Source organism: Mesorhizobium sp. ES1-6, assembly GCF_020164775.1.
GTDB lineage: Bacteria > Pseudomonadota > Alphaproteobacteria > Rhizobiales > Rhizobiaceae > Mesorhizobium.
The window spans coordinates 192,661-217,267 of sequence record NZ_JAIUGU010000004.1 but is presented as its reverse complement, the minus strand read 5'-3'; the positions used below and the strand labels follow the sequence as shown (position 1 = coordinate 217,267).

Below are 24,607 nucleotides of genomic sequence, written 5' to 3'. Positions count from 1 at the left end.
GAGAGTACGCGTGGTTTACTGGGTCGGTACAAGCTGGAAGATGAACAAGACGCTCGCCGAGGCGCTTGATTTTGCAGGCGCGCTGGCCGGCTTCGTGCCGGGTTTCGACGATCGCATCCAGCCTTTCGTCATCCCGCCTTTCACGGCCGTGCGGGAGGTCAAGCGGGCGTTGTCGGCGACACGCATCCAGGTCGGTGCGCAGAACATGCATTGGGCCGATGCCGGCGCCTGGACCGGCGAGATCTCGCCGGTGATGCTGAACGATTGCGGTCTCGACCTGGTCGAACTCGGCCACAGCGAGCGGCGCGAGCATTTCGGCGAAACCGACCGAACGGTCGGGCTGAAGACCGCGGCGGCGGTCAGGCATCGATTGATACCACTGATCTGCGTCGGCGAAACGCTGGCCGAGCGCGAAAGCGGCAAGGCCGATGCGGTGTTGAGCGCCCAAGTCGAGGGTGCATTGCAATTCCTCGAAGGCGAGGCGAAAGGCGCAAAGATCCTGTTCGCCTACGAACCGGTCTGGGCGATCGGCGACAAGGGCATTCCGGCCAGCTCCGACTATGCCGACAGGCAGCAGGCGTTGATCAAGCAGGTCGCCGGCGGTCTGCTGCCGTCCGTGCCGCCGGTGCTCTATGGCGGCAGCGTCAATCCCGGCAATGCCGCCGAGCTGATCGGCCAGCCCAACATTGACGGCCTGTTCATCGGCCGCTCCGCCTGGCAGGCCGAAGGTTATATCGACATCCTGCGCCGCGCGTCGGCCGCGATCTGAATCAATCGAACTGGAAAGGATAAAAAATGAAAATAGCCATTGGAGCCGACGGCGCCGGCAAGCCGCTGCTCGACGTTATCGCCGCTCACCTCGCAACCAAGCCCGGCCTTACCGTCAGCGACCTCAGCCAGGCAGGCTTCTATGCCGACCTGTCGCAAAAACTCGCCCAGACGATCGTCGACGGCGAGAACGAGCGCGGCATCCTGTTCTGCGGTACCGGCATCGGCGTCTCGATCTCGGCCAACAAGGTGCCGGGCATCCGCGCCGCGCTCACCCATGACACTTACTCGGCCGAGCGCGCCGCGAAATCCAACAACGCCCAGATCATCACCATGGGCGCGCGCGTCATCGGGCCGGAACTGGCCAAGGCCATTGTCGACACCTGGCTGGCCTCGGAGTTCGACGAGAAGGGGCCGTCGGCCGGCAACGTCCAGGCGATCAACAAGCTCGACGCGGCAAAGAGCTAAGCGAGACTTTTCTGCATCGCGCCGATGACGGTGACGGCCGATGCCGCGCCCGGGTCCATGTGCCCGAGCGACCGTTCGCCGAGCCGCGACGAGCGGCCCTTGGTGGCGATCATGTCCTTGGTCGCTTCGGCGCCGCGCTCGGCGGCGGCGAGGGCAGCCTGCAGGCTTTCGGCAAGACTTTTTCCCGCTGCGTTGCTGGCGCCAGCCGCTTCGGCCGCGGGTTGCCAAGCATCGACCATGGTCTTTTCACCGATCTCGGCCTTGCCGCGATCCCTGATGCCTTGCGCCATCGCTTGGAACAGGGCGACGACATCGCTATTCGCCAACTCGGCCTTGCCCTTGACGGCGGCGGCGGCGCGCATGAAGGCCGTGGCATAGAGCGGGCCCGACGACGCACCGACGGCGTTGAGGAACGATTTCGCGGCTGTGTTGAGCAAGCCCGTGGGTTCGGTCGCCGCCAGGTCGAGCGATGCCAGTGCATCGCGCACGGCGTTGAAGCCGAGCGCCATGGCAATGCCGTGGTCGGCGTCGCCGATCACGCCGTCGAGCTGGCAAAGCCGGTCCCTGTCGGCCTCGATTGCCACCGCGATCGCGTCGAACATTCTCTTCAGGTCGGAGGCGCCGATGGTCATGGAGCGCTCCTCAGCCGGCACGGAACATGGCGCAATCGCAGGGGTGGTCGAGCATCGCCTGCAATTCTTCGTCGAGATGGCAAAGCGTCACCGAGGCGCCGGCCATTTCCAGCGACGTGCAGTAATTGCCGACCCATGTGGCGTGAATGGAAACGCCGATCGCATCGAGCCGCTGCTTGACCCGGCGGTTCATGATGTAAAGTTCCATCAGCGGCGTCGATCCCAGCGAATTGACCAGCACCGCGACCTTGTCGCCATGCTTCGGCGCCATCTCGGCGAGGATCTTGTCCAGCATCTCGTCGGTGATCTCGTCGGCGGTTCCGAGCTTGCCGCGCGCGATGCCGGGTTCGCCATGGATGCCCATGCCGATCTCCATCTCGTCGCCGCCGATCTCGAAATTCGGCCGCCGCGTCTGCGGCAGCGAGCATGGCGACAGCGCCACGCCCATGGTGAAGGTATGGTCGTTGGCCTTCCGGGCGACGCGCTCGACCTCGTCGAGGGGGAGCATGAGGTCGCAGGCCGCACCGGCCGCCTTGAAGATGAAGAAATTGCCGGCGACTCCACGGCGCTTCTGTCGCTGGTCAAGCGGCGCCGAGGCGACGTCGTCGGTGGTCAGCACGGTGCGCACCTCGATGTCGTCCATGCCGGCCATCTCGGCCGCCATGTCGAAATTCATCACGTCGCCGGCATAGTTGCCGTACATGAACAAGACACCGGCGCCGCCGCTGACCGCCTTGGCGCATTCGAGGATGGGATCAGGCGGCGGCGAGGCAAAGACGTTGCCGACGGCCGCCGCGTCCGCCAGCCCCTTGCCGACAAAGCCGAGAAAGGTCGGCTCATGGCCGGAGCCGCCGCCGATCACCAGCCCGACCTTGCCAGGCCGTGGCCCATCGCGGGCGATGATCGAGCGCGGGCTGCCGTCTACGCTCCTGAGATGGCGAGGATGCGCGGCGAGGATCCCTTCGAGCATCTCGTCGACGGCGCGGTTGCCGTCATTGATGATCTTCTTGGTCTGCACCGGCATCCTCCCGAACTTGCGTATTTCGCGAGATACTACAGGCTGTTACCGGGATTTCCACCCGGCTTCGTTGCTTCAGGCCGCGATCTTTTCTCGCGCGGCGAGAATCTCCACGCAGGCGTTGGCCGCCTCCTTCCCCTTGACCGTGAAGTGCTCGAAGAAGAAGCGATGATGCTCGGCGCTGTCGTGGAAATTGTGCGGCGTCAGCACCGCCGACAGCACCGGCACGCCGGTCGACAGCTGCACGTTCATCATGCCGTCGATGACGGCGCCGGCGACGAAGTCATGCCGGTAAATGCCGCCATTGACGACGAACGCCGTGCCGAGGATCGCGGCATAGCGGCCGGTCCCGGCTAGCGTCTTGGCATGCAGCGGAATTTCGTAGGCGCCGGGCACGTCGAAGACGTCGACGGCAAAGCGTCCTTTGCCGATCTCGGCCAGTTCCGCCTCGAACGCCTTCACGCACTGGTCGACGATATCGGCGTGCCAGCGCGCCCTGATGACGGCGATGCGGATTGTTTCGTAGTCTTTGGGGGAATGCTGATTCATGGGTCCATCCTTCCGTTTCGAACCAGAATCAGGACGCACGATACGAAATCCGGCCCGCCGGGGCGGTCCGTTTTCCGTTTCGTTCTCTTTCATCCGGACTCTGACCGTCGGCTCCGGAATCACACCGGATCTGCTGACCTTTCCAATTGTCTCGGAAAGCGCTCGCGGGCTTGGGCCGAAACCGTCACCGCCGGTGGGGACTTTCACCCCGCCCTGAGAACATTAACGGCTCTGTATGGAAGGGCAGGGGTGCTGCTGTCAACGCGGCAGGGGCCATTGGCCAATCACGTTTTGCCGACTGGAGCAACGCGGCAAGCGGATCGTTCTAGCGGGTGCGCCAGGCTGCAGCCAAAGCGGCAACCAGCATCAGCAAGGCCGCGACTGCCGCGCATATGGCAAAGCCGAAGCCGGAATAGAGCGGCCCGAAGCCGGTGGTGCCGACGAAGACCGCCAGATAGGTCACCGCGCTGTTCAGCCCCATGATCGTGCCGCGCCGCGAGGGGTCGAGCGCCGACAGGCGCATCACCAGCACATTCAGCCCGAAATGGTTGGCAAGCCCCCAAGCCGCGACCATCGCGAGGGTGAGGCCATAGCTGCCGCTGGTCGCCGCGATCGCCACATAGACGATGGCGACGAGCAGATAGGCGAAAGGCATGACGCGCCGGGCGCCCAGGCGATCGATGACGCCGTCGAAGAGCGCCGCCGTGCCGAACCCCGCGCCATAGGCAAGGGCGGCCAGGCCGTTGGCGCTGACCGGCTGCCCAAGCCCGCTGTGGAGATGGTCGCCGAGATAGCCATAGACACCGTAGAAGGCGGTCATGAACGCGCCGCAGGCGATGAGAAGCGGCACGATGCCGGGGATGTTCAGCGCCGCGAGCGGGGCAGGCGCCGGTCCAGCCTTCCTGACATCCGGCAGCGACGATGCCGTGAGGCCGCCGAGCGCCAGCGCGGCCAGCAGCGCCACCGCGGCGAAGACGGCGCGCCAGTGGACGAGATCGGCAAGCACCGCCGACAGGGAAACGCCGGCCACCATGCTGAGCGTCCAGCCGGTCAGCACCACGCCGATCGTGCCGCTTTCGCGGCCGGGCGGAGCGATGGCCGCGGCACTGGCATAGATTGCCGGCATGGCGATGCCGGCGGCGATCCCGGCGACAAGCTGTGCCGCAACCAGCGCGGTCACCGTCGGCGCCGCCGCGCTGGCGACCAAGGCCAATGCCAGCAGCAGCAGGGCTGCCTGCAACATCCGGCGGGCGCCTACCCGGTCGATATGGCGTGCCAGGAACAGGGCGCTCGCCGACGTGCCGAGGCCGAAGGCAGCTGCCGCCATCATCACCATGGGAACGCTGGTCGAAAACGATACGGCCACGGCCGGCGCGATCGGACCCAGCACCAGCGAATTCGAGCCGATCACGGCGATGCATCCGGTCAGGAGATAGGCCAGCGCCGGGATGGACGGCCTGGTGTTCGCGCTCAAGGTTGCGGCTTGATCGTTGTTCGACATATCAGCATAATGGCCGTATTAAATTCCGTGACAATCGGGAATACCGCTATGGATGAAGAAACAGATGGCATTCCGCGGAACAGGTCGGCGGCTCGGGATGTCGACGCGATTGACCGAAAAATATTAGGCGTTCTGGTCGATGACGCGACGGTCAGCTATGCCGAACTCGGCGATCGCGTCGGCCTGTCGCCGCCGGCAGCGCATGAGCGGGTCAAGCGGCTTCGGCGCAGCGGCGCCATCCGCAGCACATCAGCCATCATCGATCCAAACGCGGTGCGGAAGCCGCTGCTCACCTTCGTCCATATCGACACCAGCGGCTGGGGCAAGACCCCGGAACTGATGGCGATCTCGCAATACCCGGAAGTCGAGGAAATCCACACCGTCGCCGGCGACACATGCGTGTTGCTCAAGGTACGTACCGAGGACACCAAGGCGCTTGAAGGACTGCTGTTGCGTCTCTACGAGACCCCCGGCGTCACCTCGACGCGCAGCTACGTGGTTCTGGCGACCTATCTCGAACGGCCGGTGCAGCCCGGCATCACGACGCAGTGGCCATCGCCAAGGCATATGGCCAAGCCGCTTTACTAGCTCCCCAGCCGGATCGTCTCGAAATAGGCGTCTGTGCCGACCTGGCCGCCCTTCAGCGCGATCTCGAGGCCGTCGATCGCGCCGCCGCCATGGGCGACGCAGAGCGGTGATCCCGGCGATTGCGGCAGAGGCATGCGCACGGTCAGCGCGTCGATGGCCAGTTGTCCGAGCGCGTGGCTGGACGTGTCGCCACCGGCGATTACCGCGCGCTTGAGTTTCTGCTCGGCGATCAACCGGCGCAGGATCGTCCCCAGCGCCCGCCCGAGCGTGTTCCTGGCGCCCTCGATCCGGTCGATCTCGGCGCCGCGATCGGCCTGCGGCCCGAGCGCGGTGTAGAGGATGACGCTGCGGCCCTTGGCTAGGCTCGCCAGTCCGGCGGCGACCGCCTGCTCGATCGCTTTGCCCGCACTTTCCGAGACCAGTCGCATCGCATCCATCTCGACACCGTCGAAGCCATGGGCAAGGGCGTGGCGGATCTGCTTTTCCGTGGTCGGCGAGACGCTGCCCGACACGACGGCGAGCCGATCGACCGGGCCGGGCGGTGCGAATGTGGCATGCCCCGACACGATGCCCTTGGCGGCCCACTCGGCAAGCAAGGCATATTCGGCGCCGGAGGATCCGACGACGAAACCATGGCCCGTCCCGTGGATGCGCCAAAGCTGTTCGCCGACCCGTTTCTGCGTCTCACGGCTGTCGACGTCGAACAGGACGACATCCTTGTCCTGCAGCAATCGGTCGACCGTTTGCGCGAGATCGTCCGCCTGCAATGTCGCGAGGTCGACGAGGCTCGAGCTGAGGCTGGTCTGGCGCGAAAGGTGGACGAGCAGGTCGGCCTCGTCCATCGGCGTCACCGGATGCCTGCTCATCACCGGATGCCGGTCGATGCGGAAATAGGCGCCGCGGAAGGCCGCGAAGAGATTGCCGAAGGCGGTGTAGCGCTTGAGCTGCGGCGCCCCGACCACCATCGGCACGCTCGCGCCGCCGAAAATGCGCCTGCCGATCTCGGTGGCGCGGCCGATATTGCCGACCGCCGGGCTGGAATCGAAGGTCGAACAGATCTTGTAATGGCAGAGCGCCGCGCCGAGGCCTTTCAGCCATTCGAAGGCCGGCGTCAGGTTTTCCTCCATCCATTGCGGCGTTTCGCTGCGGCTGGTGCCCGCCAGGCCAATTGCGCGGCAATGGGAAAACCGCGCCAGCAGGGACGGGTCTGGCTGGCGCATGAACAGCGCGGTCGGCACGCCGCCGAGTTCGAGCGCCTCCATCACGTCGGTCGAGCCGGTGAGGTCGTCGCCATAGTAACTGAGGAGCAGGTTCCGCGCGGCCATGCTCATGCCGCCTTGCCGTCGCCGAATTTCTCGATCGATCTCGCCAGTTCGGGGTGACCGCGGGCATAGTCCGCCAGCGCGATGCCCTCAACCGCCGCCTGCCAGGCTTGCAGAACGGCTCGCACGCCGGCGCCGGGGCCATCCGGATGGCTGACGATGCCGCCGCCGCAGAGATAGAGGAGATCGAGCGTGCGGCCGGTACGCTCATAGGTTTCGGGCGCCTGACCGCCCCATTGGCCGGAGCAGGCCACCGGCAGCGCGCAATCCTCAGGCGAAAACAACGGCGTCGTCACCGCCTCGAAGGAGCGGATGAAGGAATCGTCCGGCTCCCAGTATTTTGAGCCGATGCCGTTGATCTGGAACTGGTCGACGCCGAGCAGCCGCCAGAATTGCTGCCAAACGCTGAAATCCATGCCGAGTCCGGGATGGCGTGTCAGGATGTCCCAGCCATTGCGATGGGCATGCAGCACCAGCCCGGAGCGCTTTCTCAGATAGGCCATGCCGCCGAAGCCGATGGAGTTGATGTTGACGACGGCGCAATTGCCGCCGGCTTCGAGCACCAGATCGTGGTTGCGCATCATCTCGTCGGGATCGGCATGCGAGATGCCGAAAGCATACATCACCTTCTTGCCGGTCTTCTGCTCGTGGTCGAGGATGAGGGGCATGATCGCCTTCACCCGTTCGGCAAGCGGCGAATAGGCCGGGCTCATCAGCTTCTCGTCGTCCTTGATGAAATCGACGCCGGCCTCGATCAGTTCGCCCACCATTTCGGCCGTCTCGTGCGGCCTGAGGCCCAGCGCCGGCTTGACGATGGTGCCGATGATCGGGCGGCCTTCGACCCCGGTCAGCCTGCGGCTGCCGGCGGCACCGAATTGCGGGCCCGGATGGGCGCCCCTGAATTGTTCTGGCAGCTTCATGTCGATGACGCGGATGCCGGACAGACCCCGGATCGAATAGGTGCCGCCGATGGCGATGGTCATCAACGCCGACAGGTCGGTGCCGATCGCGTCGAACGGGAAGCCGATGTCGACGTCGGCGCGTCGGAAGGGGCCGTTGCCGGACCCCGGCAGCGATGGTTGCCCGGCATCGGGCAGGTGTCGGATCGCCAGCACGCGCGCCGCCACGCGCGCCTTCAGCTCCTCGGTCTCGCCCGGCAGCGCGACGAAGGTGCCGGTCGACTGGTCGCTGGCGATCTTGGCGGCCAGCGCCTCGATGCTGCCAGGGGTTTCGATGCGATAGGTAAGCGTGATCATGGTTGGCCGGCCGCTCGAAAAGGGTTCGAAAAAAGTTTCGTCGCGCAGGAAATCTGGTATAATGAGTACATAAGTATTGCAAGAAATATCCTCGCCTCGACAAGAGCGGACGGGCTGCGGCAATTCCAAGAAAACTGTACAACGGTTTCCGTTCGGAATTGCGTGAGACCACAGAGCTGGAGCGACCCCGCTCCAGGCGCGGGCATTCCGGTAATCCCGCCGGGAATGCTAAACAGGAACCGGGCCAGGGAGTGATTCGTCACGATGAACCGTTCGGAGCCGATCGTCCGGCGCAAACTTTCCGACGAAGTCTTTGCAAGACTGAAGCGGCTGATCACCAGCGGCGAATTGCAGCCGGGCGACGACATGCCGTCCGAGCGCGAACTGATGGAGCGCTTCGAGGTCGGCCGGCCGGCGATCCGCGAGGCCATGCAGGCGCTGAGCAATATGGGCCTGGTCGCCATCTCGCATGGCGAGCGCGCCAAGGTGCTGCAACTGACCGCCAAGTCGATCATCAGGCAGGTCGACGGCGCGGCCAAGATCATCCTGTCGTCGTCCAGGGACACGCTGGAGCACCTGAAGACCGCGCGCATCTTCTTCGAGCGCGGCATGGTCAGGGAAGCGGCGGAAAAGGCTACATCGGAGGATGTGCAACTGCTGAAGGCGACCGTGGCCGAGCAGCGCGCCGCGCGCGGCGATTCCGAAGGCTTCATCTCCGCCGACATGAAGTTTCACACCCAGATCGCGACCATTTCAGGCAATCCGATCTATGTCGCCGTCAGCGAAGCCACGCTGGGCTGGCTGAAGGAATACCACACCGAAATGCTGATCTGGACCGGCAAGGAAAAATACACGCTGACCGAGCATGAGGAGATCATCGACCGCATCGAGCAACGGGATGCCGACGGCGCCGAGAAGGCGATGATCAAGCACCTCGAACGCTCGCGTGCGCTCTATGTGATGAATTCCGAGAAGTGATGCCCTAGCCGACGCGGGCAATGGCGTAGGGCGACATCACCAGATCGCCCTGGCCAATCACGGAAACATCGACTGGGACATTGTTCGCCGTCAGGTTCGCCAGCCAGACGATGGTCTCGCCCGAGACAGAGCGGCCGGCCAGCGCCAGCACCCGCGTCTCGTCGCTCGTCGTGGCGCAAACATGCGTCAGCCCAGCCAACGCACAAAGCCCTTCGATGGCCCGGAAGATCGGCCGCGGCGTTCCCTCTGCGACGGGTTCGCCCGGTCCCGCGACCACGCCGAAAGGCCCGGCGAAGCTGGACAGTGTCAGCATCTCCAGCCCCGCCGGCGCGACGCGCGCGGCGTAGCCGATGGTCCATGCGGCGGCGAATTGCGCGGCATGGCGGGGATCGCGGTTGGCCATGGCGATGCGCTGTCCCCGCGAATTGTCCTTGGTCGCGCCGCCATAGGGGTTCTGGCGCATGGCGATCGTCGATGGCCCGATCCGGTAGGGCTTTGCCCCGAAGATCGCCCGGGTGGACCGGGTGATGAAGGGCAGCGCCTCCAGCGACTGCATGACGCTGAGATCGTCGGCGGCATGCACGATCGGGTTGGTGCAGTGGGTGATGAAATCGAGCTGGCTAGCCGGAACGCGCTTGCGGTTGAGCTCGGTGAAATAGCTGAACATGCCGCCGCCAAGGCGGAGGCCGGGAAAGGCGCGCCGCGCCGCCGCGTAGACGTCATCGAGCGGCGGACATGCCGGCCAGGCGCTGCCCGGCGGTGTCGACTGACGGTCGACCGCGGGCGATACCGCGAGGGCGTCGAGCCGCAACCCTGCGTGACGCACCATGTCGGCGACGTCGGAAAGTTCGGCGTCGAGGTCGCCGGTGCAGGCGACCACGCATTCCAGCGTCGTCGAAACGGGATAGGCGGCGGCGAGCCGGGCATGGGCACGCAGCGCGTCGAGGCCATGGCCGCGCGTCGGATCGAAATGGAAAAGCAACTGCCGGGGACCGAGCCTTGCCAGCAGCGGCAGGTCGGCGAGGGTTGCCTCGACGTCCTCGGGATAGATCACCACGCCGATGTCGGACAGCTTGGAGCCGGCTTCGCCGAGTTCGATGCGGACCGGTTCGGCCGCCGCTGCCGAGGCAGGCACATTGGTGTCGCCGGCAATGCGCAGGCTGATCGTCTGGCGCACTGGCTCTCCGGCCGGCAGCACATAGGGCCATGGCAGCGCCAGCGGCCGCACATAGGTCTTGTAGGAGGCGTCGGACCAGTTGCGCTGGTCTTCCATCTCGAATGTGTCGCCTTCCATCCGGCATTGCGCGGTAACGCCGGGCCGCACCCGATGCGTGATGGCGCGCAAATCCTTGAATGGCTGCCACGGGTCGATCAGATCGGGCAGTTCCGTCTCGACCACGCTGCCGTCGATGTGCTCGACCGTCACCGGGCTGCCGGCAAGGCCGGCGATCGGGTGCAGGATGCAGAAGCCGCAGCGGTTGGTTTCGAAATCGCTCTCGGGGAGCGCGGTCACATCGAAGATCAGCCGCCCGTCGGCGGTGCCTTCGATCGTCGCGCGGAAGCCAAGCCGGCTGCCGGCGGGGCCGAGGCAGCGTGCCGCGTAGCCGACGGAGAAACGGTCGTCCCTCTGGTCGATGGTCAGCTCCGTCAGCTCAGGCTCATACGTGCCCCAGTCACGGTCGCGCACGATATAGGCGACGGCGCGCAGCACTTCGGTTCCGCCATGGCGGATGGTGCGCAGATTGCCGTTGACCAGCTCCGCGCTCAGCGTGCCCGCCTGCAGCAGGATCGGCGCCGCTTCCGCCGTCCGTGTGCCGTAAAGATCGAAAGCGTCTGATGTCATCTGAGCAAGGCGTCGATTTGCACCGGTTCGCCGCTGGCGGCGCCGGCATAGGCGGCTTCGACGAGCGCGAAGGTTTTCAGATTGTCGGCGCCCGAGGTCGCCGGTTCCTTGCCTGATGCAAGGCTGTCTATCCAGTGCTTCTGGATCGCCAGCACACTTTCCTGGATGTTGTGCCATGGCCGCGAGGCCCAGGGCAGCAGCGGCGGCGAGACATCGCTCACCTTGGTCCCGCTCTTGCCGGTGACGGTCAGCCGGTAGCCTTGCGCCAGCCGGATCGTGCCGTCGCCGCCGTCGAGTTCGATCAGCGTTTCCGGAAATGGCTCGACGGCAAGCTTCGTGGCATAGCTGCAATCGACGACGGAAGTGGCGCCGCCGCCATGGTCCATCAGCATGGTGGCGACATCCTCGCCGACGATGGCCGGGTTGATGCGCGCCGTGCGGGCGGTGAGGCTCGACACGTCGCCGAGCAGGAAGCGGGCTATGTCGAGGATGTGGATGCCAAGATCCTCGATGATGAAACGCTTGCCCGTCGCCAGATAGGGCTGGCCGGAAAACACGTCATAGCCGGAGCGAAAGGAGATGCGGCCGAAGAAGGGCGTGCCGATCTCGCCGCTGTCGAGCACCGCGCGCACCGCCTGGATCGGCGACTGCCAGCGAAAGTTTTCGTGGATCATCAGCGGCACGCCGGCATCGGCGCAAGCCTTCACCATCGCCTTGGCATCGCTGAGCGTCGGCGCGAACGGTTTCTGGCAGATGACGGGAACCCCGTGCGCGGCGGCCATTTCGACCAGCGGCCGATGGCTGCCCACCGTGGTGGCGATGTCGACGAAGTCGAGTTTCTCCGCCGCGAACATCGCCGCCGCATCGGCGTAGCGCCGCGCCACGCCGAATTGGTCGCCGACGATCCTGAGCCGTTCCGGATCGCGGTCGCAGATGGCGACGATCATGGCGCCTTCGATGTCGCGCCAGGCATGCATCTGGTTGACGGCGAAGAAGCCGCAGCCGATCAGCGCTCCACGCAACGCAGCCATTCTCAACCCGCCTTTGCCATCTGCATCAGGGTAACACGCTGCTGCAGCCGGCGCTGCGCCTGGTCGACGACGACGGCGACGATGATGACCAGGCCTTTGATCACCATCTGCCAGAAGGAGCTCACGCCCATCATCACCAGGCCGTCCGACAGGATGCCGATGACGAAGGCGCCGACGATGGTGCCGCCGATCGTGCCGCGCCCGCCAGACATCGAGGTGCCGCCGAGCACCGCCGCGGCGATGGCGTTCAATTCGAAGCTTTCGCCGGTCGCCGGATGCGAGGCCATCAGCTCCGACGAGATGATCAGGCCGACGATCGCCGCGCAGAAGCCGGAGAACATGTAGACGAACATCTTGACCATGTTGACGCGCACGCCCGAAATCCGCGCCGCGCGCTCATTGCCGCCGACGGCGAAGATGTGGCGGCCGAGCGGCGTGTAGCGGGCGAGATAGGCCGCACCCAGAGCCACCACGATCAGGATCCAGATCGACACCGGCAGGCCGAGCAGCCGGCCGGCGCCGAGGAAGCCGAAGCCGGTGGTGCCGAGTTCCGGCTTGCCGACGAGGTTGGGGAAGGTGCGGCCGTCGGAGGACAGCAGCGCGAAACCGCGCGCCACATAGAGTACGCCGAGCGTGGCGATGAAGGGCGCGACGTTGAGCCTGGTGATCAGCAGGCCGTTGACCGCGCCGATCGCTATGCCGACCAGAAGCGTGATCAGGGCAATCTCGACCACGTTGAAATAGACGGTGTACCCCATCTGCAGGTCGATGCCGTTGAGCACGAGATAGCCGGCCACCATGCCGCACAGGCCGACGATCGAGCCGACCGAAAGGTCGATGCCGCCGGTAATGATGACGAAGGTCATGCCCATGGCGAGGAAGGCGTTGAGCGCGACGTGCTTGGCCATAAGGATCAGATTGGCGGCCGACAGGAAGTTGGGCGCCGCGATCGAGAAGAACACCAGCACGGCAATCAGCGCGATGAAAGTCCGGAGCTTCATCAACGTCAGCAGCGCGGAGCCGCCGGAGGCGGAGGGAGCGGCCGCCTTGGCCGGAATGTCAGTCATCAGCGTTGCTCTCCATGTGCGGGGGCAAGATGTGCGGGGGCAAGATGTGCCGGTCCGTGGCCCAGCGCCGACGCCGCGACGATAGCCGCTTCCGTCGCTTCGGCGCGGTCGAACATGCCGGTCAGCCTGCCATTGCTCATCACCGCGATGCGGTCGGACAGCGCCATCACCTCGTCGAGATCGGAGGTGGCGAACAGGATGCCGAGCCCATCGCGCGACAGCTTGCGCATGGTGCGGAAGACGTCGGCCTTGGCGCCGACATCGATGCCCCGGCTGGGTTCGTCCATCAACAGCACTTTCGGTCCGGTGAGCAGCGCCTTGCCGATCACCACCTTCTGCTGGTTGCCGCCCGACAGCGACGAGACTTCCTGCGCCGGATCGGCGACCTTGATCGCCAGTTCCCGCACCATCCGCACGACGGCCTGCCGCTCGGCGGCGCCCCGGATATGGAACAGGCGCACGAAGCGCGACAGGCTCGCCAGCGTCAGATTGCTGGCGACCGAGAGGATCGATACCAACCCTTCGCGCTGGCGGTCCTCGGGGATCAAGGCAAGCCCGCGCCGAATGCGTCGCGTCGTATCGCGCTCCTTCACCAGCTTTCCGGCGATGAAGATCTTGCCGCTGGCATGGCCGTGACGGCCCATGATGCAGTCGAACAGCTCGCTGCGCCCGGCGCCCATCAGCCCGTATATGCCGAGGATTTCGCCGGCGCGCAGCGACAGCGAGACATGATCGACCGCCAGTCCGCCGGTGACGCGCGGCAGGCAGATCTCCTCGGCGCGGAAGATTTCCTCGCCGGGCTGATGCCCGTCGGCCTTGGCGAAATCCTTGGCGTCCGAGCCAATCATCTGCCGCACGATCCACTGCGTGTCGACGTTCTTCATCTCTTCCTGGCCGGTGATGCGGCCGTCGCGCAGCACGGTGATGTAATCGCCGATGCGGATCAGCTCTTCCAGCCGGTGCGAGATGTAGACAATGGCGACGCCGCGCGCCTTGAGGTCGGCGATCACCTTGAACAGGATCTCGACTTCCGCCGCACTCAGCGCAGAGGTCGGCTCGTCCATGATCAGGATCTTGGCATCGAGCGAAACCGCCTTGGCGATCTCGACCAGCTGCTGCTGGCCAATCCGCAGATCCTCGACCAGCATGTCGGGCCGGATACCGGCTTCGAGCCGGTCGAGAAATTCGCCCGCCCGCTTTTCCTGCGCCTTGCGGTCGATCTTGCCCAGCGGGTTGGTGATCTCGCGCGTGGCGAAGATGTTCTCGGCGACGGTCATGTTGCCGAACAGGTTCAGCTCCTGGAACACCATGCCGATGCCGCGCGCCACCGCGTCTCCAGACGAGGAGAAGGAAACCGCCTCGCCTTCGAGCAGGATGCGGCCGGCGGTCGGCTGCTCGACGCCGGCGATGATCTTCATCAGCGTCGACTTGCCGGCACCGTTTTCGCCGACAAGCACGTTGACGGCACCCTTGCGAACCTCGAAGTTTGCCTGCTTGACCGCGACCGTGCCGGCATAGACCTTCGAGACATCCTCCAGCTTGAGGATGACATCGTGAGCGGGGCTCATGGCTTGGGCCCGATCTCGGCCTCCGCCGGCGTCACCAACGGCAGGTCCTGGCCGCCTTCGATCGTGTAGGCGCCGAGCACCTTGGCGGTGCGGCCCTCGAGTGCCTCGCGCGGCAGTTTGGAGAGCACGGTCTTGCCGGCATAGGCGTTGAAGGCCTTGCCGAACTGGGCGAAGTCGATCTGGTTGGTGAAGTCGTTGAACTGGACGAAATCGAGGCTGTCGCGCAGTGCCGTGCCGCGCATCGCCGGTCCGATCTGGATGCGCGCATCGGCCTTGCCGTCGCCGTCGACGTCGATATCCATCGTGCCCGCGCGCGACTGCGTGTTGGCGGCGACGATCTTCCCCTCGACACGGACCGCGAAGGTCCATGGCGAGTTCGCCTGCTTCCTGGGATTGCCGTATTTGGCGCCGGCCGCCGCCGGATCGGTTTTCGCCAGCGCCTGGATCTCTGCGAACGGCCCGGCCTTCTGGTTGAGATAGGGTATGACCTTCGAGGCCCAGATGTCCTCGACCATCTTGTCCGGATTGAAGGCAGGCGCGCTGTTTTCGCTCTGCGCCACGGGCGTCGGCAGGATCTTGCAGCCGCCAAGGCCAAGGCCCGCGAGCGCGGCAAGCGCCAGCCAGCTAAAAGGGGTCTGCCAGGTCAATGTCTTCGGCATGGCGGTCAAAAGCACCCGGAACGTGAAGTCGCGCAATTCCAGGAAAAATGTGGAACGGTTTTTCCGTCCGGAACCGCGTCAAAACAAAGAGTCAGGCGAGGGGCGAACCCGGAGGTCCACCCCTCGCAATCATATCGCGCCGGCTCAGTTCTTCAGCGCGAAGGTTTCGAGCTTGGCGGCATTGTCGCCGTTGATGAGCACGCAGTCCATCAGCTGCTTTTCCTTCTCTGGCGACTTCTTGTTCTTGATGAAGTCGTTGGCCTGCTCGACCGCCATCTGCGCCTGGGCGTAGGCCGGCTGCAGCACCGTCGCCTTGATGCCGCCGGAGGTGATGGAATCGCGCACGTCGTTCGAACCGTCGAAGCCGACGACGATGACGTCCTTGCGGTTCGCTGCCGCGAGCGCCGCATAGGCGCCCATCGCCATCGTGTCGTTGCCGGAGATGACGCCCTTGATGTCGGGATTGGCCTGCAGGATCGATTCCATCTTGGAATAGGCCTCGGTCTGGCTCCAGTTGGCCGACTGCTGCGCGACCATCTTCAGGTCCGGATAGTCGTCGATGACGTCGTGATAGCCCTTGGAGCGGATGCCGGCATTGGTGTCGGATTCCTTGCCGACCAGCTCGACGAAATTGCCCTTCTCGCCCATCAGCTTGACGAACTCCTGCGCGCCGAGCTGGGCGCCCTGGTAGTTGTTGGAGACGATCTGCGCCACCGCAACGCCGGTGGCGTTGATCTCGCGGTCGATCAGGAAGGAGGGAATGCCTGCATCCTTGGCCTTCTGCACTGCGGCGACGGTCGCGTCGGCGCCGGCATTGTCGAGGATGATCGCCTTGGCGCCGCGGCCGATCGCGGTGTCGATCAGTTCGGACTGCTTGTTGGCGTCGTCGTCATGCACCAGCACCAGCGCCTCGTAGCCGAGTTCCTTGGTCTTGGCCTCGGCGCCGACGGCTTCCGCCTTGAAGAACGGATTGTCGTGCGAGGGAGTGATGATGGCGATCAGGTCCGCCGCGTAGGCGGGTATCGCCGTGCCGAGTGCCAGCACGCCGGCGAAGGCGGCAAGCGTCATTCTGCGTGTCAATTTCATGAAGTCCTCCCGTTGAAAAAATGCCTTGATCGATCAAGGCCGCTGTCTGCGTCTGAATTCGTCAGGCCGCGGAGAATGCGGACCACTTCGGCTCAAGCCGTCGATCGGCTTTTTCAGAGCCGATCAGCACTCCCGTTCCCCGCCATCCTCCACTCGTCCGGGCTTCGAACTCCCAGCGAAGCGTGCCCGATCCAAGCCAGCAACAACTTAGCCAACTGGTATAATGAGTCAACCACAAATTCAGGTGATATGTACTTGATGAGCTGGCTCAGGTGATCCGCCGAATGCTGGCCGCGATCTCTTCGGGCTCGAAGACGCGCTTCCAGTCATCGCGCATCAGCACCGGCTTGCCGAATTCGATCGCCTTGTTGCAGGCGTCGGAGAACACGCCCTTGGTTTCGCCGAAGATGACGGCGCCGAGCACGTTCATGTGGCCGAGCAGAAAGTCGAGTGCCGCCTGCTGGTCGACACCGCGCGCCACCACCTCGTCGACCGCTTCCTTCATGACGACCAGCAGCGAGGCGCACACCGTTTCCGAAAGGCCGGGCTCGAGCAGCGCCATCTGTTCGACGGAAACGCGGTGCGAGCGCATCACCGGCGCCCAGATGATCTTGGCGATGGCCTCGCCCTTGGCGTAGTCGGCTTCCGGTCCCTGCATCAGCGCGCTGACCATGTGCTGCTTTGCCTTGACGCCGCCGAAATAGTCCTTCTTGGCCGCCATGTCGGTCTCGTCGTTGAAGATCGGCGGATGGCAGGGATGGGTGACGAAGTAGGTCAGGTCGGGACGGTCGGGCAGATGGCCGGCGAAGGGTGCTGCCGCGTCGAGCACGATGACCATCGTGCCCGGCGCGAGCTTGCTCTCGATGCTGGTCGCGACCTTGCCGATATGGGTGTCCGGGACCGCCAGGATCACCACGTCGGCGCCTTTCAGCGCCTCGTCGGCGCTGACCGTGTCGAAGCCCAATCCGGTCTTCAGCCGCTCACGCCCGGCCTCGCTGACCTCGACATGGCGGATCGTGTAGGGCGAGCCGCGGAAATTGGTTGAAAGGCGGTAGCCCATTTTGCCGCCGGCACCGAACAGCGCGATCGTCGTCATCTAGCCCTTGCTCCCTGGTCCTGGACGATTGGCGTTGCCGATCGTCACCTTGTCTACTGGTATGATCACTCTACCATAGATTGGCAAGAGAAATCATCATCCATGGTGTCATTCCGGTCGGATGGCCACGGCATTTTGTTCGGGTTTCAGCGTGCCGTCGTCGCCTGCGTGATCGACGGCGGCTCGTCGCGACAGCACCTGCCGGCCGGCCAGCGCCAGGACGAAGATCACGACGATGCCTTGCACGATGTCCTGCGCGCCTGGCGGCAGGCCGACGATCTGCATGGTGGTGACGATCAGGATCAAAAGGATGCTGGCGAACAGTGTGCCGACGGCGCTTGCCGAGCCGCCGAAGATCAGTGTGCCGCCCAGCACCACCGCGGCGATCGACTGCAGGAGGTAGGGCTGGCCCATTTCGAGAAAGGCGCCGCCTATATAGGCGCCGAGCAGCAGCCCGTTGAGCGAGGCCAGCACCGATGAGATGATAAAGGCCGAAGCGATAACGCGGTTGTTGCGGATCGCCGCCAGCCGCGCGGCGGCGCGGTTCTGGCCGACCGCCGACAGCAATTGTCCGAACACCGTGTAGCGCAGCACGAAGGCGGTCGCGGCCACGCCGGCGATGGCGATAACGGCCATGATCGGCACGCCGGAGACGCGGCCCGTCGCCAGCGTCTTCAACAGCGGGCTGACGGCAAAGCCGGATATGGCGCGGTTCGACAGCAGCGTTGCCGTCGCCAGCACATAGCCCGTCGCCAGCGTGGCGATGATGGCCGGTATGTTGAGCCCGACCACGAGCAGCGAGTTCAGCGCGCCGACCGCGAGGCCGAGCAGGATCGCCGCGCCGACGCCGATGGCTAGGTTGGCGTCCTGGCCCTTGATGGTGAGCAGCGCCACGAAGGCGCTGAGCGTAATGACGGAGGCCACCGAAAGGTCGATATTGCCACGCCCGGTGGTGACGACGAACATCTGGCCGATGCCGACGACGGTCAGGAACGAGGCCGACAGCATGATGCCCGACAGGCTGTTGAGGCTGAAGCGGTTGGTCACCACCGAAAGCACCAGCCAAAGCACGAGCACGCCGATCGCCGACCAGACCCAGCGGTTCTTCTGCGCCCAGAGGCTGAAGGCGGCGAGGCCGTTCATTGTTCGCTCCTGCGGTCGGCGGTCAGGCTGCGCAGCGTCAGCAGGGCGATGAGCACCAGCCCCTGCGTCGCGGCGTTGAAGTCGCTGCTGACGTTCAGCGTGCCGAGCAGGGCGCCGATCAACGACAAGGTGACCGCGCCGGCGATAGCGCCGACCGGAGAGATCACACCGCCGAGTAGCGAGCAGCCGCCCATCACCACGGCGGCGACGCTGAGCAGCGTGAACGAACTGCCGGAATTGATGTCGCTTGCCGTGTTGATCGCCGTCAGCGACAGGCCGGCGGCGGCCGCGAACAATCCGGCGACGAGGTAGCGCACCAGCGCATAGCGGGTCGGCGACCAGCCGGAGCGGACCATGGCGGTCGGATTGTTGCCGAAGCCGCGCAGCACCACGCCGAGCGGCAGCCGGTCGATCACCAACACCACCAGCGCGACCGCGGCGATGAGGATGATGGAGGTGGGCAGGAAGCCAAGCGACCAGTTGAACATGGCCGACAGCCATTCGGGGCTGGCGCCGCCGGGTGTCGGCTGCAAGGCGTAGCCCAGTCCCATCCAGATGAAGGAGGCGCCGAGCGTGACGACGATGGCCGGGATCTTGCGCGCCTGGATCAGGCCGCCGAGCCCGGCATAGGCGGCGACCGCCGCCGCCAGCGTCAGCGCGCCGAGCCATGGCTGATCGTAGAGCAGCGTGGCGGAGAGCACGCTGACCAGGCCGGCAAAGGCGCCGACACCGAGGTCGATCTCGCTGCCGCCGACGATGAACATCTGCGCCGCCGTCACCAGCACCAGCGACAGCGCCGGCATCAGGAGCAGGTCGATCCCGAAGATCGAGGCGACCGCCGGATTGGCCGAGATCATCACCGCCAGCACGGCGGCGAGACCGATGAAGGGGGCCGCGTTGACCAGCCGGCGGGCAAGTCCGGCGCCGGGGGCGCTTTTCCCGGAGCCGACGCGGGTGTCCGCCTGCTGGGCGAAGGAGGCGCCAACGACGGCCGATTCCGTGATCGCCTCGCCGCTCAATTCCTTGACGATGCGTCCGCCCGAAAACACCAGCACGCGGTCGCAGGCCAAAAGCTCGGCATCCTCGGTGGTGTGCCAGATCAGCGTGCGTCCGCCGCGCGCGATGTCGTTGCAGAGCCTGTAGAAATCCTGCTTGGTGGCGATGTCGACGCCGCGCGTCGGATCGTCGAGCAGCAGGATCGGTGTGTCGGCGACGAGCGCGCGGGCAACCAGCGCCTTCTGCTGGTTGCCGCCGCTGAGTTCGAGGATGTTGGAGCCGAAGCGTTTGTCGTCGAGCCGCAGCCGGCCGGCCGCATCGGCCGCCACCTCGCGGTTGGCGCGCTCCGAAACCAGGCCCAGTGCCGGACGGCGGGCAAGGCTGCCGATGCTGATGTTTCCAAGCACGCTCCACAGCGGGAACACGCCTTCCTTCTGGCGGTCGCCGGCGATGAAACCGGCGTCACCGCTCCTGGTCACCGCGGCACCCCTGGCGGTATCCGGCTCGAAGATGGTGTGCAGCAACTCCTTCTGGCCGCTGCCCTCAAGCCCCGCCAGCCCGATGATCTCGCCGCGGCCGATCGCAATGTCGTGGCCGAGCCCCGCTGTCAGGAATCCCGACAATCTGACCAGCGCCTCGCCCCTGCTGACGGCGGCGGCACTGTGCTGGTGGATCGAATTGGCGTCGCCGCCCATGAGTTGCACAAGTTGGCCGATCGAGGTGGCGGCGACATCGCCGCGCCAGGCGGTGCGACCGTTGCGCAGCACCATCACCTGCGTGGCGATATCAATGATTTCCTGCAGCTTGTGGCTGATGAAGATGAAGGCGAGGCCGGATCTGGCCCGTTCGCGGATGAAGGCCCGCAACTGCCTGGAGCGATCGAGGTCGAGCGATGAGGTCGGCTCGTCGAGTACGATCAGCTTGACCCCGGGCGTCGCGGCGGCGCGCGCGATCTCGACCATTTGCCGCTCGGCGATGGAGAGGTGGCCGACCTCGGCATTTACGTCGATGCCGTTGGCGGGAAAGACGGCGTCAAGCGCCGCGCGGGCGCGAGCCCGGTAGAGTGCGCGCCAGCCGGGCCGGTTGGCCGCCTCGCCAGGCGTCTCCAGGAAGAAGTTCTCGGCGACGGAAAGGTTGGCGCACAGCGACAGTTCCTGGTGCACCATGCGGATGCCGCGCCGTTGCGCCTCTGCCGTGTCGTAGTCAACGAAGCTCACATCCTGGCCGGCGAACGAGATCGAGCCCAGGGTCGGCGACGTTGCCCCGCACAGGATGCGCATCAGCGTCGACTTGCCGGCGCCGTTGCCGCCGACCAGGCCGATGATTTCGCCGGCCGAGACGGCGAGGTCGATCGCCGCATTCGCCAAGGTCGGCCCGAAACTCTTGGTGATCTTCGACAGCGAGACGACGTCCGACCGCGCGGCCGGCATCGTGGCGGCGGCATCTTCCGGGTCGGCTGCGGCAAGATGGGACATTCGTCCTCCGTTTCTGGACGGGCAAGGACCGGGCGCGGCCGTTTGGGGGCGCCCGGTCCTTGGGCATTCGCGACCTTACTTGGTGAGCAGGTTCTGCTTGACCCAGTCGAGCGAATAGCTGGGGCTGATGATCTGGCCGCCCGGCAGTTTCGCATACTCCTTGAGATTGCTGGCATCGACGGTCGCCACCGGCATGATCATCAGCTTCGGCGCCTTGCCGCCCTTGAGCAAGGAAAGGCCGAGCCAGAACGCCGCGCCGCCAATGCCCGGCGTGGTGTTCATCGAGACCGTCTGGTAGCCGTTTTTGGCATTCTCGTCGGCCCACCATTTGACGAAGTCGGTGCCGCCGCCGCCTTCGATGATCGGCATCTTGCCGGCATAGTCGCCGCCATACTGGACGAAGGCCTGGGCAATGCCGACATCGTCGCTGCCGCCCTGGCCGAGCACGGCGTCGACATGCGGCAGCGAGGGCAGCACATTGGCGATCGCCGCCTGCGCGACCGAGGCTGTCGCTTGGCCGTAGACGGTGGCGACAACCTTGATGTCGGGATATTTCGCCAGCACCGACTGCTGCGCGTTGAACATGTCGTTGTCTGGCGCCGAGCCTTTCACGCCGCGCACCTGTATGACGTTGCCCTTGCCGCCGATCATCTTGAAGACGGCCTCGGCCTGGGCCGCCTTGTAGCCCTTGAAGTCGAAGTTGAGCTGGTAGTTGCAGGGCGCCGAAGCAACCGAATCGAAGGAAACGACGATGATGCCGGCCTTGCAGGCCTTTTCGATGATGCCGTTGACCGCGGTTTCCGAGGCGGCGTCGACGGCGAGCACGTCGACCTTCTTGAGGATCAGTTCGGCGATCTGGCTGTTCTGCTGCGCCACCGAGCCGTCACCGTTCATGACGATGTAGTCGGCGATCTGACCGGCCGCCTTGGCTTCCTTGGCCGAGGCCTCGAAAGCCTCCACCATCTGATGGCGCCATGTGTTGCCGTAATAGGCGTTGGCGAGCGCGATCACCGGTTTGTCCGACGATGCCATCGCCGGCAAAACCGAAACACTGGCCAGCGCGGCGCCGGCAAGCGCCGTTACAATAGAAAACTTCATGTTGTCTCCTCCCAAAAAACACCAGCCGACCCTGATCGGCCCGTCTGTCATTTCGTTATGGCGCCTCTTCCGAAAGACACCATACCATCTACATGTTATACCAGCATACCAAATAGGCAAGCCGGTCCGGAACCCATTTGATTGCTTCGACGTCAGCCAGGCGCGGCCCGCCGGTTCGTCTGTCCTCACCCTGGCCAGTCGGCTGGCCTGTTCCGACAACCGCGTTGCCGTCGACCGATGACTGGACGTTATGTCATCATATATGTAATGTCAATTAATGGCGGGATTTTGCCTGTCGGTGCGACTCGGGATCGGGTATGCCTGGGAACGATCAGGAGAGATGCGGATGGAACCGGTCCAGAAGAAGAAGTTGTATGTCGAGGTGCTTGACCGGTTGATGGCGGCGATCTCGACGTCCGAATTTCCGCCCGGTTCCCAATTGCCGTCGGAAAAGGAACTGATGACGATGATCGGCGTCGGGCGCCCGTCGATCCGGGAAGCGATGCTGACGCTGCAGCAGATGGGGCTTATCCGGATTTCGCACGGCGAGCGTGCGCGCGTCATCAATCCGACGCCGGAGGTGATCGTCGATCAGGTCTCCGCGGCGATGGTGATGATGCTGGCAACGAATTCTCGCGGGCTGGAAGAACTAAAGGAAGTCAGGCTCTTGCTGGAAACCGGCTTGGTTCGGATAGCGACGCGGCGCGCCACGGCTAAGAGCCTGGAACGTCTTGCCGAGACCTTGCGCCACTTGCGCGACGCAAAGGGCGATCAGGCGCGATTTGTAACCGCCGACATGGAATTCCACGCCGTCATCGCGGAGATGAGCGGCAATTCGATGATCGCGGCCGTGGCCAAGGGCATGCTCGAATGGCTGTCCCGCTTCAAGCGCGATCTCGTGGCTGTGAAAGGCGCCGAGCGTCTGACCGTCGAGGAGCATGAACGGATCTACAAGGCGATCGCCAGCGGCGATGCGGAAGGCGCGAGCGCCGCCATGGCCGACCACATCGGCCGCGCCAATGAACTCTATTCGAAACTGGCTGGTGGCGGCGGGGGCTGACAGCGTACAAAATTTTTTGACGAGGAAAACTCATGTGATGACATGATATCTTTTTGGTGCTATCGCTCGCGCCATGAAGATCATTCCAGCCGGAACCTCTGCATTGACCGGTCGCCTCAGCGCCACTTATCTGATCGAAACCCGCTACCCGTTGGAGGCTGCCGCAACTGCGATGGCCGGCGAGCAATCGAGCGGGACGTTCCGCGCCATACCAGGGGAGACGCCAGAACTGCTGCGCAGGTTTGGGGCGCGTGTCGAATTCATCGAGGATATTGGCGAGGTCGAAGGTGAGGCGCTGCCGTTTTCGCGTGCGCCCAAAAATGCGACCTCCACCAGACCACGCCGGGCCAAAGTGGGTCTTTCCTGGAACATCGAGAATACGGGTACCGTGCTGGCTTCGGTCTGGTCGACGGTCCTCGGCAATCTGTTCGAGCTGCATCATTTGTCGGCCATGCGCCTGCTCGACGTCACCTTTCCCGACGCCTTCGCGGATGCCTATCCGGGCCCGGCCTTCGCCGTCGAAGGGACGCGTCGGCTGACTGGTGTCGAGGGGCGCCCGCTGATCGGCACGATCGTCAAGCCGAGCGTCGGCCTTTCGCCGGAAGAGACGGCGCGGCTTGCCGATACGCTGATCTCAGCCGGCCTCGACTTCATCAAGGACGACGAACTGATGGGAGATCCCCCGCATTCGCCGTTCGAGCAGCGGTTCGAGGCGGTCATGGCTGTCATCGACCGGCACGCCGACAGGACCGGGCGCAAGGTCATGTACGCGGCCAACATTTCCGGCGATATCGACCCCATGCGCCGTCAACTGGATCTGATAGAGCGCCGTGGCGGCACCTGCGCCATGCTGGTCCTGAATTCCGTCGGCCTCTCGGGTGTCGTCGAGATGCGCCGGCATTCTACTGTCGCGCTACACGGTCATCGGGCCGGCTGGGGCCTCTTCAGCCGGTCGCCTGATCTCGGCATGAGCTATCTCGCCTATCAGAAGTTCTGGCGCCTGGCCGGCATCGACCACATGCACGTCAATGGGCTGTCCAACAAATTCTGCGAGCCCGACGATTCGGTGATGGCCTCGGCCCATGCCTGCCTGACGCCGATGTTCGGCCGTGCCGACCGTCCCGATACGGTCATGCCGGTTCTTTCGTCCGGACAGACTGCGGTGCAGGCGGGTGAGACCTATGCAAGGCTCGGCTCGAACGACTTCATCTATTGCTGCGGCGGCGGGATCATGGCGCATCCCGGCGGGCCGGCCGCCGGCGTTCGAAGCCTGCATGATGCTTTCGAAGCCGCGGCCGCCGGCATTCCCGCGCGCGACTATGCCGCCACGCATCCAGAACTCGAAGCCGCGCTGCTGACGTTCGGCTGAACCGGCGCCAACGGCGCGCCATCAACATGGGAGAAA

At 64.9% G+C, this 24,607-nt stretch carries 22 protein-coding genes and 1 riboswitch; of the genes, 6 read left to right on the top strand and 16 right to left on the bottom strand.

Annotation, left to right across the window (positions count from 1 at the left end; genetic code table 11):
* Positions 1-10: 10 nt before the first annotated feature.
* Complete coding sequence (locus LB564_RS13105; protein ID WP_224538205.1) at positions 11-769, top strand: triose-phosphate isomerase; 759 nt, start codon at positions 11-13, stop codon at positions 767-769.
* A gap of 26 nt (positions 770-795) precedes the next feature.
* A complete protein-coding gene (locus LB564_RS13100; RefSeq protein ID WP_224538203.1) occupies positions 796-1,236 on the top strand; it encodes an RpiB/LacA/LacB family sugar-phosphate isomerase in 441 nt (146 codons plus the stop codon).
* Here the strand turns inward: LB564_RS13100 and dhaL are convergent.
* The 4 genes from dhaL to LB564_RS13080 all read right to left on the bottom strand — a co-directional run bounded on the left by dhaL (position 1,233) and on the right by LB564_RS13080 (position 4,936).
* The gene (gene dhaL, locus LB564_RS13095) at positions 1,233-1,868 is read right to left on the bottom strand and encodes a dihydroxyacetone kinase subunit DhaL (RefSeq protein ID WP_224538201.1); all 636 of its coding nucleotides are present in this window, start codon (positions 1,866-1,868) and stop codon (positions 1,233-1,235) included. The genes LB564_RS13100 and dhaL overlap by 4 nt on opposite strands.
* 10 nt (positions 1,869-1,878) lie before the next feature.
* Positions 1,879-2,886, bottom strand: a complete 1,008-nt coding sequence (locus LB564_RS13090; RefSeq protein WP_224538200.1) for a dihydroxyacetone kinase subunit DhaK — start codon at positions 2,884-2,886, stop codon at positions 1,879-1,881.
* Between the two features lie 75 nt (positions 2,887-2,961).
* Entirely contained in the window at positions 2,962-3,435 is a 474-nt protein-coding gene (locus tag LB564_RS13085) for a 6,7-dimethyl-8-ribityllumazine synthase (protein ID WP_224538198.1), read from the bottom strand.
* A 77-nt stretch (positions 3,436-3,512) separates the two neighbouring features.
* A riboswitch (FMN riboswitch) is annotated at positions 3,513-3,660 on the bottom strand.
* Between the two features lie 100 nt (positions 3,661-3,760).
* Positions 3,761-4,936 carry an MFS transporter gene (locus LB564_RS13080; RefSeq protein ID WP_224538196.1) on the bottom strand — a complete coding sequence of 392 codons (1,176 nt, stop codon included), beginning with the start codon at positions 4,934-4,936 and terminating at the stop codon, positions 3,761-3,763.
* 48 nt (positions 4,937-4,984) lie between these two features.
* Between LB564_RS13080 and LB564_RS13075 the strand changes: the two genes are divergently transcribed.
* Positions 4,985-5,524, top strand: coding sequence for an Lrp/AsnC family transcriptional regulator (locus LB564_RS13075; protein ID WP_224538193.1), 540 nt, complete (start codon positions 4,985-4,987; stop codon positions 5,522-5,524).
* Here the strand turns inward: LB564_RS13075 and LB564_RS13070 are convergent.
* Together LB564_RS13070 and oiaX are read right to left on the bottom strand one after the other, a co-directional pair.
* Entirely contained in the window at positions 5,521-6,849 is a 1,329-nt protein-coding gene (locus tag LB564_RS13070) for a four-carbon acid sugar kinase family protein (protein WP_224538191.1), read from the bottom strand. The two genes, LB564_RS13075 and LB564_RS13070, sit on opposite strands and share 4 nt — an antisense overlap.
* A 2-nt stretch (positions 6,850-6,851) precedes the next feature.
* Positions 6,852-8,102, bottom strand: coding sequence for a 3-oxo-isoapionate-4-phosphate decarboxylase OiaX (oiaX, locus tag LB564_RS13065; protein ID WP_224538189.1), 1,251 nt, complete (start codon positions 8,100-8,102; stop codon positions 6,852-6,854).
* Between the two features lie 264 nt (positions 8,103-8,366).
* On the opposite strand from oiaX, the gene LB564_RS13060 reads away from it, so the two are divergent.
* On the top strand, positions 8,367-9,080 hold the full coding sequence (locus LB564_RS13060) for a transcriptional regulator NanR (RefSeq protein WP_224538187.1): 714 nt from the start codon (positions 8,367-8,369) through the stop codon (positions 9,078-9,080).
* A gap of 4 nt (positions 9,081-9,084) precedes the next feature.
* On the opposite strand, the gene LB564_RS13055 is transcribed toward LB564_RS13060, so the two are convergent.
* The 10 genes from LB564_RS13055 to LB564_RS13010 form a co-directional block, all read right to left on the bottom strand.
* Positions 9,085-10,923, bottom strand: coding sequence for a hypothetical protein (locus LB564_RS13055; protein ID WP_224538184.1), 1,839 nt, complete (start codon positions 10,921-10,923; stop codon positions 9,085-9,087).
* Positions 10,920-11,954 carry a Gfo/Idh/MocA family protein gene (locus LB564_RS13050; RefSeq protein ID WP_224538182.1) on the bottom strand — a complete coding sequence of 345 codons (1,035 nt, stop codon included), beginning with the start codon at positions 11,952-11,954 and terminating at the stop codon, positions 10,920-10,922. The genes LB564_RS13055 and LB564_RS13050 overlap by 4 nt, the downstream gene beginning before the upstream one ends.
* A gap of 2 nt (positions 11,955-11,956) precedes the next feature.
* Positions 11,957-13,021: an ABC transporter permease gene (locus LB564_RS13045; RefSeq protein ID WP_140705602.1), complete on the bottom strand. Its 1,065-nt coding sequence runs from the start codon at positions 13,019-13,021 to the stop codon at positions 11,957-11,959.
* Positions 13,021-14,589, bottom strand: a complete 1,569-nt coding sequence (locus LB564_RS13040) for a sugar ABC transporter ATP-binding protein (protein WP_224538180.1) — start codon at positions 14,587-14,589, stop codon at positions 13,021-13,023. The genes LB564_RS13045 and LB564_RS13040 overlap by 1 nt, the downstream gene beginning before the upstream one ends.
* Complete coding sequence (locus tag LB564_RS13035) at positions 14,586-15,248, bottom strand: DUF2291 family protein (RefSeq protein WP_224538177.1); 663 nt, start codon at positions 15,246-15,248, stop codon at positions 14,586-14,588. The genes LB564_RS13040 and LB564_RS13035 overlap by 4 nt, the downstream gene beginning before the upstream one ends.
* A gap of 144 nt (positions 15,249-15,392) precedes the next feature.
* Positions 15,393-16,334 (bottom strand): D-ribose ABC transporter substrate-binding protein, encoded by a 942-nt coding sequence (locus LB564_RS13030; RefSeq protein WP_224538175.1) that lies wholly within the window; start codon positions 16,332-16,334, stop codon positions 15,393-15,395.
* Positions 16,335-16,602: 268 nt separating this feature from the next.
* The gene (locus tag LB564_RS13025; protein ID WP_224538172.1) at positions 16,603-17,430 is read right to left on the bottom strand and encodes a phosphogluconate dehydrogenase C-terminal domain-containing protein; all 828 of its coding nucleotides are present in this window, start codon (positions 17,428-17,430) and stop codon (positions 16,603-16,605) included.
* A 108-nt stretch (positions 17,431-17,538) separates the two neighbouring features.
* Positions 17,539-18,573 (bottom strand): ABC transporter permease, encoded by a 1,035-nt coding sequence (locus LB564_RS13020; RefSeq protein ID WP_224538170.1) that lies wholly within the window; start codon positions 18,571-18,573, stop codon positions 17,539-17,541.
* Positions 18,570-21,044: an ATP-binding cassette domain-containing protein gene (locus tag LB564_RS13015; protein WP_224538168.1), complete on the bottom strand. Its 2,475-nt coding sequence runs from the start codon at positions 21,042-21,044 to the stop codon at positions 18,570-18,572. Before LB564_RS13015 ends, LB564_RS13020 begins: the two co-directional genes overlap by 4 nt.
* A 75-nt stretch (positions 21,045-21,119) precedes the next feature.
* Positions 21,120-22,142: an ABC transporter substrate-binding protein gene (locus LB564_RS13010; RefSeq protein WP_140705611.1), complete on the bottom strand. Its 1,023-nt coding sequence runs from the start codon at positions 22,140-22,142 to the stop codon at positions 21,120-21,122.
* 346 nt (positions 22,143-22,488) lie between these two features.
* Here LB564_RS13010 and nanR point away from each other — a divergent pair, with 346 nt between their 5' ends.
* Entirely contained in the window at positions 22,489-23,202 is a 714-nt protein-coding gene (gene nanR, locus LB564_RS13005) for a transcriptional regulator NanR (protein WP_224559168.1), read from the top strand.
* A gap of 73 nt (positions 23,203-23,275) precedes the next feature.
* Positions 23,276-24,571 carry a ribulose-bisphosphate carboxylase large subunit family protein gene (locus tag LB564_RS13000; RefSeq protein ID WP_224538162.1) on the top strand — a complete coding sequence of 432 codons (1,296 nt, stop codon included), beginning with the start codon at positions 23,276-23,278 and terminating at the stop codon, positions 24,569-24,571.
* The last annotated feature ends 36 nt before the right edge of the window (positions 24,572-24,607 follow it).